Origin of the sequence: Chitinophaga ginsengisegetis (assembly GCF_900168065.1) — a bacterium.
In the GTDB taxonomy this organism is placed as follows: domain Bacteria; phylum Bacteroidota; class Bacteroidia; order Chitinophagales; family Chitinophagaceae; genus Chitinophaga; species Chitinophaga ginsengisegetis.
Genome location: NZ_FUZZ01000005.1, coordinates 517,086 through 531,680, shown reverse-complemented (window position 1 = coordinate 531,680; position 14,595 = coordinate 517,086). Strand labels below are relative to the sequence as shown.

Annotated in this window: 10 protein-coding genes; 3 read left to right on the top strand and 7 right to left on the bottom strand. The window is 48.4% G+C overall.

Going from position 1 to position 14,595, the window contains the following annotated elements; translation table 11 throughout:
• The gene (locus tag B5Z18_RS28325) at positions 1–1,869 is read left to right on the top strand and encodes an ATP-binding protein (RefSeq protein WP_235016049.1); all 1,869 of its coding nucleotides are present in this window, start codon (positions 1–3) and stop codon (positions 1,867–1,869) included.
• Between the two features lie 7 nt (positions 1,870–1,876).
• Here the strand turns inward: B5Z18_RS28325 and B5Z18_RS28320 are convergent, their stop codons facing one another.
• Positions 1,877–2,221 (bottom strand): winged helix-turn-helix transcriptional regulator, encoded by a 345-nt coding sequence (locus B5Z18_RS28320; protein WP_079472916.1) that lies wholly within the window; start codon positions 2,219–2,221, stop codon positions 1,877–1,879.
• A 116-nt stretch (positions 2,222–2,337) separates the two neighbouring features.
• On the opposite strand from B5Z18_RS28320, the gene B5Z18_RS28315 reads away from it, so the two are divergent.
• Positions 2,338–3,330, top strand: coding sequence for an aldo/keto reductase (locus B5Z18_RS28315; protein ID WP_079473124.1), 993 nt, complete (start codon positions 2,338–2,340; stop codon positions 3,328–3,330).
• Positions 3,331–3,408: 78 nt separating this feature from the next.
• Here the strand turns inward: B5Z18_RS28315 and B5Z18_RS28310 are convergent, their stop codons facing one another.
• From B5Z18_RS28310 to B5Z18_RS28285, 6 genes are all read right to left on the bottom strand, one after another.
• Positions 3,409–5,697 (bottom strand): Gldg family protein, encoded by a 2,289-nt coding sequence (locus tag B5Z18_RS28310; protein WP_079472915.1) that lies wholly within the window; start codon positions 5,695–5,697, stop codon positions 3,409–3,411.
• Positions 5,698–5,709: 12 nt separating this feature from the next.
• Positions 5,710–6,639 (bottom strand): ABC transporter ATP-binding protein, encoded by a 930-nt coding sequence (locus B5Z18_RS28305; RefSeq protein WP_079472914.1) that lies wholly within the window; start codon positions 6,637–6,639, stop codon positions 5,710–5,712.
• A 92-nt stretch (positions 6,640–6,731) separates the two neighbouring features.
• Positions 6,732–8,144, bottom strand: a complete 1,413-nt coding sequence (locus tag B5Z18_RS28300) for a RagB/SusD family nutrient uptake outer membrane protein (protein ID WP_079472913.1) — start codon at positions 8,142–8,144, stop codon at positions 6,732–6,734.
• A 13-nt stretch (positions 8,145–8,157) separates the two neighbouring features.
• On the bottom strand, positions 8,158–11,409 hold the full coding sequence (locus tag B5Z18_RS28295; protein ID WP_159454459.1) for a SusC/RagA family TonB-linked outer membrane protein: 3,252 nt from the start codon (positions 11,407–11,409) through the stop codon (positions 8,158–8,160).
• Positions 11,410–11,798: 389 nt separating this feature from the next.
• A complete protein-coding gene (locus B5Z18_RS28290; RefSeq protein ID WP_079472911.1) occupies positions 11,799–12,971 on the bottom strand; it encodes a FecR family protein in 1,173 nt (390 codons plus the stop codon).
• 80 nt (positions 12,972–13,051) lie between these two features.
• Entirely contained in the window at positions 13,052–13,588 is a 537-nt protein-coding gene (locus B5Z18_RS28285) for an RNA polymerase sigma factor (protein ID WP_262488125.1), read from the bottom strand.
• Between the two features lie 190 nt (positions 13,589–13,778).
• Between B5Z18_RS28285 and B5Z18_RS28280 the strand changes: the two genes are divergently transcribed.
• Complete coding sequence (locus B5Z18_RS28280) at positions 13,779–14,588, top strand: class I SAM-dependent methyltransferase (RefSeq protein ID WP_079472909.1); 810 nt, start codon at positions 13,779–13,781, stop codon at positions 14,586–14,588.
• The last annotated feature ends 7 nt before the right edge of the window (positions 14,589–14,595 follow it).

Here is a 14,595-nt window from a genome sequence, read left to right as displayed (position 1 = left end):
TTGCATGGTATCCTACTGCTGATGGCGCTCACCGGCAGTATGACAGCGCTTGCCCAAACAGATAACTTCCGGCAGCTGCATGAAAAGCTGCAACAGGAAAAAGACAGCGCTAAGTATGTTAAATTATTAAACAGCCTTTCCTTTTATCATCACCGCAATAACCTCGACAGCTGTTTCTGGTATGCCACCAAAGCGCTGGAAATAGCCCTGCGCCGGCAGGATGAGAAAGGTAAATCCTACGCCTATACGAATTTCGCCTTGTTCTATACCAAAAAAAGAAATCTTAAACTGGCCATCATCTATAATTACAGGGCGCTGGAAATAGACAACGCACTGAGCGACTCCGCAAATATCAGCATTGATCTCAGCAACCTGGCCCTCGCCTACCGGGCGGAAGGCAACCTCGGTAAAGCACAGGAATATGAGCAGCGGTCGTTGCAGCTGGGCAGCAAATACCCGGAACTGGGCGATTACAAGGTCGACCTGATTAACTACCTCGAATACTACTGGAATAACCCCGCGAAAATTGACTCCGTAAAATGGGCACTGCGCGAATTGCACACCATCTCTTCAAAGAAGCCTTACAGCATGGAGTGGTACGAATCCCGGATCTATGAAACGCTGACTTCCATCAAAACAAAACCCTTCCGGCAAACAGAAAAGCAGCTCAAAGACCTCGCCGCTGACGCCTACCGGAGAGGGCTACCCGATGAATCCTTAACCGCCTATGTGCTGATGCTCCGTGATGTGCTGCCAATGGGATACGATATAGACTCTATTGCTTATGCAGAAAAGATTTTCCTGCTGGCAAAAGAAATAGGAGATGATGAAGTGATTATGAAAATGATCCCTAAATTATATAAACATTATTTACCGGGAAAAGACTGGCGCCGGATAGCCCTTTATGGCGCATCCATCCGGCAGCTGGCTATGTTTGAACAATCCGAAGCTGGTAAACTGCCCGTGGTGGATCATATCAGCTACTTCCTGAAAGAACAGGAAATGCAGGAACTGCAGATTGCCAGCCAGCTGCAGCAACACGCCATTGAACAAAGCAACCTGCAGCGGACCAGTCACCGGATACTATTGATATTCCTGCTGGCACTCCTCATACTATTACTCATCTTCACCGCTATCTATTGCTTTTCCTATTATGCTTACCGCCGGCATACCAGGGCGCTGGCCGCGCTTAATGCAGGTATAACGGAGAAGAACATACGATTACAGGCCGGCGATGATTTCAAGAACAGGTTATTATCGTTGATAGCACATGATTTCCGCGCACCAATCAATGATATTCTCCACACCGCGCGGTTGTGGCAACGCGGCACAAACAACCAGCGTGCCATGCTCAACAGCATCGGGCGCGTGGAACTCGACTCCCGCAGAACCCTCGACAACTTTGATGGCATCCTCCGGTGGATAAAATCGCAGTTCTCCGATTTCGCCTATCATCCCGTGCCCTGTGATATTAATGAGATGATCGCGGAAATAATCGCCGGTATAGAAGCAGAAGCCGGCAACCAATCACTCCGCATTACCACCAGCATCCCGGACGCAACCGTGGTAGCCGCAGACGCTGAGATGCTGCAATTTGTGCATCGTACCATCCTGCGGCAACTGATTACGCTCACGGGAAATAATGGCACTATTGATATACAGGTACAACAACATGCCGGGCAAACCACCTTCACCGCAACGGGCAGCCCTATTGCGGTTACGCCGCCACTGCTCCGGTTGCTGGATCTGCCGCAGCAGGAAGATAAACTGATACTGGTTACCTGTAAAGACTTTATGAATAAAATGGGTGGCAGCTTGCAGGTAAAATCAGACAAGCCGGATACTTTTGCATTTATCTATCAGCTATGATACTTCTTTAACGGGTCACTCTTTTAAGCTGTTCAATATTATTATTGCCCCATTTAATCATGGCCATCATCACCGGCATAAGGGTTAAGCCAAATTCAGTTAACTGGTATTCCACTTTAGGCACGGTTTCGTCAAAAACAGTTTTGCTGATAATTTCATGCTTCACCAGTTGCGTCAGCTGTGCATCCAGCACCCTCCTGCTGGCGTGAGGAATTTTCCTTTGCAGTTCACCGGGGCGGCTTACACCGTTGGCAATGTAATAAATCAGGGGAACCTTCCATCGCCCGTATAATATTTCCCGGACATATTCATGTCCGCAATCCAGTATTGGAATTTTTCGCTGGTATGTCATAAAAAAAATTCAAAAGTATATGTTCTCTTTCAGGCTGGCGGTATAGATAAATTTATCCGTACTTGCTGGCTAACCCATTCCTGCTGACTTTTGTGTTCAGTAAAAAAGAACAAGTTATGAAATATAAGACCTTTGGCACAAATACCGGGTTGTATGTAAGCGAGCTGATATTGGGAGGCGCCGGCTTCGGTGCTACTACCGGCTATGGCGCAAGCAAAGCCGAAGCAATGAGCATCCTGGAAAGTTATGCGGACGCCGGCGGAAATTTTATTGATACCTCAGACGCCTACCAATACGGAGAATCAGAAAAAGTAATTGGTGAATTTATTGCGGCAAACCGGAACGACTTTGTGATCTCTTCAAAATTTACCCGGAGCGCAAGTGCTACGCCGGCCATCAGTGCACGGGGAAATAACCGCAAAGCCATGATCCAGTCTTTGGAGCAAAGCCTGAAACGCCTGAAAACAGACCGTATTGATATTTACATCGCGCATTTCGACGACGGTGTAACACCCGTAGAAGAACTGGTACGTGGATTTGATGACCTGGTAAGTGCGGGAAAAATTATTTACGGCGGGTTATCGAACTTCCCGGCGTGGAAAGTGGCTACCGCTGTTACGAGTGCTAATCTTCATTTTAAAGCGCCCGTTATTGCGTTACAAACGGAGTACAGTCTCATTCAGCGGGTGCCGGAGAAAGAGCTGCTGCCAATGGCGGGCAACTTTGGTTTGGGCGTTATGGCTTATTCGCCGTTAGCAGGAGGCTTGCTTACCGGCAAATACAGGAAGAACGGCACCGGCCGGATCACCCGAATGAACAATGAAGAGCAGCTTCACAACGGGCGCAATGAGGCCATACTGGATCGTGTTATTGCTATTGCAGATGAAACAGGTAGCAGTCCTGCCAATGTGGCCGTGGCCTGGATTTATTCAAAAGGCATCTTCCCGGTAATTGGTCCCAGGGCAAAGGCGCATCTCGATGAATATCTTGCTTCGCTGCAGGTTCATCTTACAAAAGAACAAATCGCTTTATTGGACGAGGCAAGTGAGATCCCGATGGAATACCCGCACGACCTGATCAAAACGCAGCGGGAGCTGTTGTTTCAATAAGACTGCCACTTCAGTGATGGCGGGAGAAGCGGATCATCCATAAAAAAGGGGACCTGGTGAGGTCCCCTTAAAAAATGACTATCTTCTTTTTCTTCTTATCATCATGATCACTACGCCCGCTACAATAAGCGCAGGTAGCAATCCTACAAGACCTGTTTTGAGATAGCTTACACCGGTGGCACTGATCCGCAGGTCGCTGTCTGTTAACGGCGGCCGGGAAGTATCAACCGGGAACAATCCATAAGTGAACCAGCGGAACAGCTCCGTGGTAAAAAGGAAATTGGCAGTGCGGATATTATTCCGCAGCAGTTCGGCATTGCTCATAAAGTCGGCATCTGCGGAAACGATGATCCGTTGCTGGCGACCGTTGTGCTCCCGTGTTAAAGCTACCGTCATCGGGAAGGCGCCGCGTGCATCGTTCAGTTCGGGCCTGAATATGGCAGTACGCAGACTATCATCAATAGGCGCTATACGTTTGAAAGTATTGGCCGTATTGCTTACAATAAGCGGTGTAATATGATAGGCGTTATTGGCGTTGCCGGAAATACTGCCGGTTCCGGAGAAACCAATAACGATATCGTCCTGGCGGAATGCCGGGGAATTACCTAGCAATTTAAGTCCTGGTGCAGAGAGCGCGGACTGAATAAACCGTGGCGCCATATCTTCTGATTTCTGCAATATGGTACCGGGTTCAATGCTCATGCCCAGCGTTGCCAACAGCGGGTTGATGTACTCGCGCCGGGAAGGCTCCCCGGCAATAAGCACGTTACCGCCGCCATTGATAAACGTAGTTACCTGCTGCAGCTGTTCCGGTGAATACGGCATCCCTGGATCTGCAATTACCAGCACCGCTATATCTGATGGAATACTATCTTTCCCCAAATAAATTTCCTGTACGGAAAAGCCCTGGTTGAGCAAAGCATGCCGGAAGGTTTTTTCTATGGTAGATAGTTTGTAATCATTATCCGCCATACGTTTAATGCTTCTTTCATTCTGCCCTGTTACAAAAGCTACTTTAGCGGGTTCTGTAACCAGTCTTTTTATAGCGGCAGTAATTTCCTTCTCCTCAGGCTGACGCATCAGGTCTTCGTAAATTCTCAGGAAAGTGCTTTTACCATTGTATTCCAGCAGGCGCAGGGTTCTGTTGCCTTCTCCTGATAAATCAATCTTCTTATGGATCTGCGCCGGCGTAAGGAAATCGTTGATGTCCAGCTTATACGACGATGCCACACGTTTCGCCAGCTGCGCGGTGTTGAGTCCTTTATTCCTGCCGTAAAGATCAGGATTGCTGGTGCTGTCGTAATAGTAAATATATTTCATGCGGATATCCGGCCTGAAACGGAAATATTTATCAAATCTTTCCAGGTCGGAATTGCGGAAAATGGGCGCTAAAGAAAAGTAGTTGGCATCCAGCAGGTTCACATAAGCGGTGATCGTCAAAGGACTTTTCATTTGACGCAGTACATCCTGACTACCTTTGGTTAATGTCCGGTTGTTGTTGGCCGTCATGTCCTTGTAGACTACTATGCCCGGGCGGCTGGTAGCATAACCTGCCAGCAGTGCGCATACAACCAGGGCGGCATAGCGCGACACTTTCACCAGCAATGGTTTCGACTCTTTACCGGCGCGGAGTTTTAATATCGTTAACCCCACAAATAAAAGTATCACGATGATAAAGTAGAAAACATCCCTGCTGGTAATTAATCCTTCTACAAAATTTTCTGCCCTGCCGGAGATGGAAAGAAAGTAGGTCAGATCACGAATAAAATCCATGTCCTGCCATAACTTACCTACGTAGTTCAATCCTCCTAAAAGCGCCAGCGTACTGATAGCCGCTACTACCTGGTAGGTAGTAAGCGAAGACATCAACAATCCGATGGCCGAATAAGCACAGATAAGCAGGAACAAGCCGATGATCCCGGAGCAAATAAATGACAGGTCTGTATCTTTCAGGATAAAGGAAGTAACAATACCCAAGATCACAAGACAGCACATGAGCAACAGGCAATAAAATACCATCGCCAGGTATTTACCCCATACAACCGCACTTAATTTTACGGGCGATGAATATACCAGTTTGATAGAGCCGCTGCCCGTTTCCCGGCTGATAAGGCCCATCGTTAATAAAGGAATATACAGGTATAAGTTTTCCTGCATCTTTGTGAATACGCCCGAAAACCCTGCAAACAGCGAGTGGGTCATACCGCTGCGATTCATGCCCAGCTGCTGCGCCCGCTCGAAACGTTCTAAGAGGCTGGTGAACTCCCAGCCCGACTGCACCATAAAAATGACCAGCACTACCCATGCAACGGGGGAATAAAACAGATTGCTTAATTCCAGTTTTGCAATCCTGAATGTAAGTTTCATATGTACTGATTATTATGATTTAACCTTGTTTGATAATTTTGCGAAGATTTCTTCCAGGGAACTTCTTTCCAGCTGAATTTCCCGCAACTTCCATCCGTTGCGGGCGCTCAGTTCCACTACTGTTTCCGCGATTTCAGGCGCCGCATCAAAATGTAAACGCAACCAGCCGTTATCTGTGGGTAATGCACCGGTAATACCCGGTATCGCTTTGAGCGCAGACAGCTCCGGTGCATTGCTGAAGTAAAGCAGCATGGAGTTAGGCGCGATATAATTATTGAAGTCGTTTACCGTACCCGTAAAAACTACCCTGCCCTGTTCAATCATCTTGATGGTATCGCAGGTAGCCTGTACTTCTGATAGAATATGCGACGAGAAAATCACCGAGCGCTCCTCCCCGATTTCTTTGATGAGCAGGCGCACTTCTGCGATCTGGTTGGGGTCCAGTCCATTGGTGGGTTCATCCAACACTACCAGTTTGGGTTTATGGATGATGGCCTGCGCAATGCCCACCCGCTGTTTATAGCCACCGGAAAGATTTTTGAGCAGTCTTTTGCTGAAGTGTGCGATACCGCATCGCTCCTTTGCTTCCGTCATAGCTGCTTTGATCCGGTCTTTCGGAATCAGCCGCATATGCGCGCAGTGCGTGAGGTACTCATCTACAGTGAGATCCAGGTAGAGCGGCGCATTCTGTGGCAGGAAGCCGATCAGTTTCTTCGCGGCGATCGGGTGTTCGCGCAGATTGATATTATCGATCAGCACCGATCCTTCCGTTTGATTGAGCACGCCGCAAAGGATGTTCATGGTAGTGGATTTACCCGCGCCGTTAGAGCCGAGCAAACCCGTTATTCCTTTATGCCTGATGTCCAGGTTAATGTCTTTTATCGCCCAGGCAGTACTGTACCTGTGCGATAAATGCTCGATTTTAACAATACTTTTATTCATAAATAATTGCTTAGCATGGTAAAGACAAAGTATGGACAGGGGCGGCCGGAACCGCCCACAGGCACATACTTTGGAATGATCAATATTGGCTCTTAGTTGTAATCCGGGTTTTGTATCAGGTTGGGGTTGGCATCCACCGCAGCCTGCGGCAGCGGGAAATAAGCAGCGCGCGCCTGCCAGGTACTTTTTTTGGCGCCCAGTACTGTGTTGATCCGGCCGGTACGGCGCAAGTCCATCCAGCGGTGACCGTACTCATTAAAAAACTCGCGGCGGTTTTCATCTTCAATTTCAAGCCGGAGTACATTTTCCGCGGTGGCCATACTGGCAGCGGTGTTAGCACGTACCCGCACCACGTTCAGATCCGTCCTTGCTTCGGACAACTTCTGCTGGTTAAGCCGGGCTTCTGCACGGATCAGGTATTGTTCCGCCAGCCGCAATGCGGTGGGCGCTTCCTGTTTGCCGGCCGCTGTTGCTGCAGCGATCGACGCCAGGCGGTATTTATAGGACTGATGATTTAAAACACCGCTGAAAGTAGTGTCCTTTATCCATTTTGTTCTGCGTGCATCCGTAACATCGAAGATACCGGCCAGGTCTTCTGTGAGTGAATACTGGGAAGTATTGCTGACAAAAGTGGAACCTTCGTAAGTATAACCGCTGGTGATACTGAGATAAGGTCCGAACTGGAAAATAGCTTCGGTGGAGGCTTTTAAAAAAGTATTCTCCAATGTAGCAGCCGGCGTCATCACATAAAGCGTCCCTGCATCATCTATTACTTTGGAGGCTTCCTGTTCTGCCAGCGCCCATTGTTTATTGTACAGGTAAACTCTTGCCAGCAACGCACTTGCAGCCCAACGGGTTACACTGGTACGGAAGCCTGGCGAGGCACTGTAATCAGCCGGCAAACGATCACGGGCCTCCTGCAGGTCGGCGATAATCTGCGTGTTGATGGATGCTATACTGTTTTTGGGCGCCAATGCTGTTTTGCTCACATCTGTTTCCAGTATCAGCGGCACTTCCCCATAAAGATTTACAAGATAAAAGTAGCAGTAGGCACGCATGAATTTCGATTCCGCAATAACGCGTTGCTTTACCGCATCGGTTAAAGCCGTACTCTCTGCCGCTCCTTCTATGTTACTGTTGAAACGGTAAATACCCGCGTACAGGTCAATCCAGATACCATTGAGGTTACTTACCGCAGATGTACTGGAGCCAGGCGCATACGTATTTTTGGTAAACTCATCATAGTTGGTATTGGCCAGAAAGCTCATATCGTCGGATACCAGCGACGTTATGGACGTAAGGTTCACCGCAAGCGTTTGTGAGCCGAAGGTGCTGCTGAATGCGCCGGATAAAGCCGACAACGCCAGCTTATCAGACGTAAACACACGTGCAGAAGAAATTTCCGTTACCGGTGCAGGAATGTCTATCAGCTTTTCGCAGCCGGTCATTGCCAGCGTTGCTGTCAAACCTGCGATTATTTTTATAGAATTTATTTTCCTTAACATGTCATCAATCTTTTTAAAGCGAAAGTTTAAAACCAGCAGACAGCGTGCGCAAAGGAGGCAGCGAGGTACCTCTTGATTCCGGATCAAAGCCTTTGTAGGATGTAAGCGTAAAGAGGTTCTGCGCCTGCATAAACAGCCTGGCCTGATTAATCCGCGCACGTTTCAGCAGTGACGGTGAAAAATCGTAGGAAAACGAAAGGTTCTTCAACCTTACAAAAGAGGCGTCTACCCAGGTAGCATCGGAGCCAAAATAATTATTGGCGGCAGCACTATAGGCAGCCAGTATGTGCCGTTGACCGGGGCCTCCATCCGCCAGATAATCCTCCAGTACATCTCTCGAAAAATTATAACTGAATCCCGGCGGGTAAGTCATGGCAGAACCAAGACTGCGGCCTTTCTGTTTTACAAACTGGAAGGTAAAGTCCAGCGTAAAGTTTTTATAACTGAGTGTATTGGTTAAGCCTCCAAAGAAGTCGGGATAAGTAGTACCTGCATAATACCTGTCGCCCCTGCCAATTGCCTGCAGGCCAAAGGTGATGGCTTTATCATTATTTAAATCTGCTACAATGGGAAGATCAGTAGCAGGGTCATATCCTGCGTATTTATACAGGTACACGCTGCTTACCGGGTTACCTACTACATAACTGGTGTAATAGGAAGTTTTCTGAAGATTCGGGAATGCTTTCAGTTTGTTTTTGTTGGCAGAGAAATTAAAGTTAGATGTCCAGCTGAAGTATTTATTCCGGAGGTTCACCGTATTCAACGAGATTTCCCATCCTTTGTTCTGCACATCTGCCGGCAGGTTTGCCTGGTAGTTGCTGAAGCCGGCCTGTGTACTGACGGTGTAGCTAATGAGCTGGTTACTGGTGATGTTACTATAATAAGCGGCGGTTAACTGCAGCTTATCGTCCAGGAATCCCAGTTCCAGCGCCCCTTCCAGCTTATCCGTTTGCTCCCAGCGGTAGTCGCTGTTCGCAATCCGTGAAGGCACCAGGCCCGTAACGCCGTTAAATACGTAGCTGGTGGTGCTGTAGGAATCGAGATAAGCATAGTTGCCAATATTATCGCTACCGGTTATACCATAGCTGCCGCGCAGTTTACCACTGCTTAACCATTTCAGTCGATTTTTGAAAAACGACTCTTCTGTAAACAGCCAGGCAGCGCCTACGGAGCCAAAGTTACCAAAACGGCTGCTGGGGCCAAAGCGGGAGGAGCCATCTCTCCGGAAGATCCCGTTGACCACGTAACGGTCGTTGTACACGTAATTCAAACGTGCAAAAACCGATGCAAACTTATAATCCGTAGAGCTGGAGCGGGTAAAGATACTCGCGGCAGATGCAAGGTTCTCTATAAAATCATCCGAAGTAAAATCCGATGCAATGGTATAATATGGCTGCCGCGACATCCGGTATTGCCAGGAGCCGCCCACCAGGCCGGAAAAATGGTGGGCGCCGATTGTTTTGGTATAACTTACCTGCGGCTCAATAATGTAGTTATTGGTATAACTATACACAAAAGCAGCGCGCGCAGCGTTGGTGCTATTCACCTGGTCCTGCGACGACTGTGGCGTAAGCTGCACCTGGTCCATATCGGAACGGCCAAAGCCAAGCAGGGTTTTAAACTCCAGCCCTTTCACAGGCGTATAGCTAAGATTAAGGCTGCTGTTCAGGTTGGACGACTTATTACGATTGGTACGCATCATCACGCCGAGGGGATTCTGCGAAAAGAAGTCGGTGGACCAATACAGGCTGCCATCCGGGTTGTATAAAGGAAAGTTTGGCGCTAACTGGTACGCACGGCTTGTAAGGTCCTCTATCGCCAGTGTATTATTATCTGCCAGGTACATCGCAGAAAAAGCGAGTTTGAATTTTCTGTCGAAACTGCTGTGATTAATACTCAGGTTGGCCGCGCCACGTTTATAAGATTTATCCAGGTAGTACACGGTGGTTTCCTTATGGAAAGTGCCACCCAGCAGGAAGTTTGTTCTGTCGTCTCCACCCGATACACTCACACTGGCATCTGTAAAATTCGCGGTGTTACCGATCAGCAGCTTCTGGAAATTGGTATATGCGTGCTGGTCCCATACCAGCAGATCCTGCGCATTCGCAGTGGTGGGCGTAATATTTGAGTTTTTAAAACCCTGTTTGCGGATAGCCAGGAACTCTTCTGTATTCAAGGTGGGTGCAAAATGCGCCACCTGCGACATGCCTGTATTCAGGTTCATATCGATCCGGGTTTTACCGGCGCGTCCTTTTTTGGTGGTGATCAGTATTACACCATTAGCGCCACGGGAGCCGTAAATAGCGGTGGCATCGCCATCCTTCAATACTTCCACGCTTTCGATATCTGCGGGATTGATACTGTTTAACGGACTGGTAGGCCCGTTGGCGCCATTGAGCACATTCCCTGTTTGCGCATTGATGGCATCAGACAAAAACGGTACGCCGTCTACAATATACAATGGCTGCGAAGTGCGCAGCAGGGAGTTTACGCCCCTTACCTGTACATCGATTGATGCGCCGGGATAACCATTGTTCTGTACAACAGATACGCCGGGCATACGGCCCTGTAAAGCCTGCAATACATTAGTGACTGGTTGCTGCTCAATTATTTTAGACGTTACCCTTGTTACACTGCCGGTAGATAAACGCTGTGACTCGGTGTAATAACCTTTATTGATGACTACTTCTGAAAGCCTGCTGGTAAATGGTTCCAGCGTAATGATACCCACGTTGGTGCTGGTGATCTTTACTTCTTTCGTAGTAAATCCTACGAAGGTGATCATCAGTACATCCCCTATTTCCGCTTTAATAGAAAACCTTCCGTTGGCATCTGCGGCTGCGATGATCTTTTGCCCTACAATATGCACCGTTGCACCTTCCAGCGGCTGATTGGTTTGCGCATGTACCAGCGTGCCGGATATTTCCGTTGCTATGTAAGGGGCTGTTGTTACGCTCACGGGAGCAGGAAGCGGGTTTTCTGTAATGAAGATCGTGTTGTTCTGAATTTTAAATTTCAGCGGCTGGTCCTTTACCAGCAAACGCATAAATTCTTCCAGCGGCATATTGCGCACATCAATGGTCACCGGCTTTGCGGCTGCCAGCACTTCCCTGGAGTAGGCCGCTATAAAGTTGGTTTGTTTTCTCACCGCATTCAACGCCTTTTCCACCGGGATGTTTTTACCGGACAATGTAACCAGCTGACCGTAACCTTTTGCCGCAACATTCAGGATGACAACGGTCATGAGTACAAAAGTTAACTTCATTGCATTCACAATTGTTTTGTTCGCCGGGCCCGGAACTGTTTGGAAAAGCCTTGCAGTGGAGCATCCGATTTTGGTTGAGCACCTGTACAAAAGGGGCGGAATTGCCTCGCTGTGGGCATGAGTAGTCCCCTTCTCACATTGGTAGCAATGTGGTTTAATTTGCATAGATTTGCAATGTTTGGGTTGATGTAAATAATGATTAAGCCAATTGTTGTGACACAGCATCCCAATCTCTTTTACGGTGGCGGGTCCAATCGCCGCCGTTTTTTATTGGAACCCCGGTAGCATTCTTTTAACTACGTTGCATTCATCATACATAGATCTGGTTGATAGTGTTTTAAAAAATAATGGTTGGTATCTGGTTGGTTTTTGATTGATAATAGTATAGGCTATTGTGTGATGATCAGTTTTTTGCCATTGCTTTCCAGCTTATAATGTACCCGCGAATCCCGGAGAAAGTCGAGTACCTCTTTCAGATTTACCTCTCTGCTCATACCTCCCCCAAACGATATATCCGGTACTTTGCCGGGGAAAACCACATCGATATCGTACCACCGGGAAATCTGTTTCATGATCTCTTCCAGTGTTTGTCCTTCAAAACTAAAAGCGTCTGAACGCCACGCCATTTCCTGGTCCAGGTTTACCTGTTTAACCAGCTGCATGGTTTCGTCCGCAGCGCTCACCTGCGCCTGCTGACCCGGCTGCAGCTGTACTTCCTGTACCTTCCCCATACTGAAGGTTACCTTCACCGCTCCATCGAGCAAAGTAGTTTTTGCGATCGCGTCGTCATTGTATGCTTTTACGTTGAAGCGTGTGCCCAGCACTATAATGGAATGATGCTTACTCACTGCAACCCTGAATGGCCGGGCCGCATCTTTTGCCACTTCAAAAAAAGCCTCGCCGGATACCTGTACCAGCCGTTCCGTTCCGTTGAAATCCGTAGGATACCTGAGTGAACTGGCTGCATTGAGCCATACATTGGTGCCATCGGGCAACTGTACTTTGAACTGGCCGCCGCGGGGAGTGCGGAGTGTATTAAATTCCGGCTGATTGCTATTCCTGGCAGCAGTATATACCAGCTGCCCGCCCTGTTTATGTATAGAGGCGGCGCCTTGCTGCATGGTTTGTGTGCTGCTGCTGTCCAGCGCTACCACGCGGCCATCGGCCAGTGTGAGCAGTGCTTTATTGCCGCCGGGTTGTACATCTTCCACTTTCACCACCGGTGTTCTGCCGGAACGCACCGGCCAGTAATAATAAGCGGTTGCTGCTACTGCTATGAACACTGCGGCTGCTGCGGCTGTACGCAGCCAGCTACGCCTGTGGCTAACGTGTAAGGCCGGTTCACTGTCGGCAAACCGGATAGCATCCAGCACCTGCCGGGTAGCCTGGTCATCCATCCGGTGTTCCACCGGGGCATCTTCCAATGCCTGCTGGATCAGCTCTTCAAGCGGTGCATCGTCCCGCTGCTGCTCTATCAGCATGCCCAATTCCTCCTTTTCCGCCGGGGATAAAGACTGATCTAATAATTTTTTAAACAGATATGATAACCTGGTTTCATTCATATAAAAAGGAGCAGCGTTAGTGCCTCTGTTATATGAGAGGCCGGAAAAAGAAAGATGGGGGTATAGTCCCTGAAAAAAATTTATGAAATAAGCAGGTATACCAATACGGGAATACCAAGACGCATCATGCAATAAGCCCTGATGCTGCGCATAGCCAGCGCCAGGTGCGCTTTAACCGTTTCAGGGGAAATGCCCATGATGCCGGCTACTTCTTCCCTTTTCAGTCCTTCCTGTTTACTGAGGCGGTATACTTCGGCCTGTTGGGCCGGGAGCCTGGCAATGGCCTGTTGCAGGATGCCCGCGTACTCTTTTTCCTGAAGCAACCGGTCGGCGGCCTCCTCAGGTACGCCATCGTTTTCGGATGCCTGGGTAAAAATAAGACGGGCATTGCGCTTTATATAGCGGGCAATATAATTCCGGGAGAGCGTGAACAGGTAAGCCTTGAAATGCTGTACATCGGCCATGATGCTTCGTTTCAGCCAAACTTGTAAAAAGATGTCCTGCACAATATCGTCCGCCATTTCACGGGAGCCGGTGAGCTTATAAGCAATGTTGAATACTTTGTCGCGGTAATAACGGAACACCACTTCAAACGCCAGGTGGTCACCATTGGCGATACGCCGAAGATATACGGCTTCGTGCTCTATGTAAATGTTGGCTGCGATCTCCTTCTGTAGCTAGGTAAGGAGGTAAAAGTAAGAAAAAAGTGTTTAAAGCAGTTTATCAAAAAATCAGCTATTTTTATTCGCAACCCGTTTCCGGCCGGATACCCATCATATGATACCCTGATCTTTTAAAATAAAAATCATGAATAAAGAAGTATATAAAATTACAGGCAACGACGCCTCCAACTATGAAGAACACCTGGGTCCCCTCATCTTTGAACCATCGGCCAAAGCGTTGCTGCCACATATTGTTACGCTTCCGGCACAATCTATCCTGGAAATAGCATCCGGCACCGGCAGGCTCACCAAACATCTCCGGGAGAGCTTCCCTGCATCTACCAGTATTACTGCTACAGATATTAACCCTGATATGCTGGAACTGGCACAACAGCAATTGGGGCATTCTGCTATAACGTTTCAATTGGCCGATGCGCAGGCATTACCCTTCGCGGATCACTCGTTCGACATGATAGTAAACCAGTTCGGGTTAATGTTCCTGCCGGATAAGCAAGGCTGTGTAAATGAAGCGTACCGTGTGCTGAAACCAGGCGGTCATTTTGTGTTCACCACCTGGGATCATACGGCCAGCATGGGATTATTTAAACTGCTGATCGACGAAATAATAATCCCCCTGTTTGAAGGAGAGGATACAAGCCGCTTCCATACGCCGTTCGCATTACATGATCCCAACCTGTTAAACGCCTATCTTAAACAGGCCGGATTTGCCCATCATAAAGCAGTGTACCTGAAGTTTAAAGGACATGCCAACTCACCCAAACATATTGTAACCAGTTATTTTCATCAGCATCCCCTGGGCAGACAGGTAAAAGAAAAAGCCCCGGCGGACTATGATCGCGTGGCCAATGAACTGGAGCAACAACTTATTCAACGATTCGGACCAGGCGCTTTTGAATTTGAATTAAGCGCGCTTGCAGGAATCGGGCAGAAATAAGCCCCCG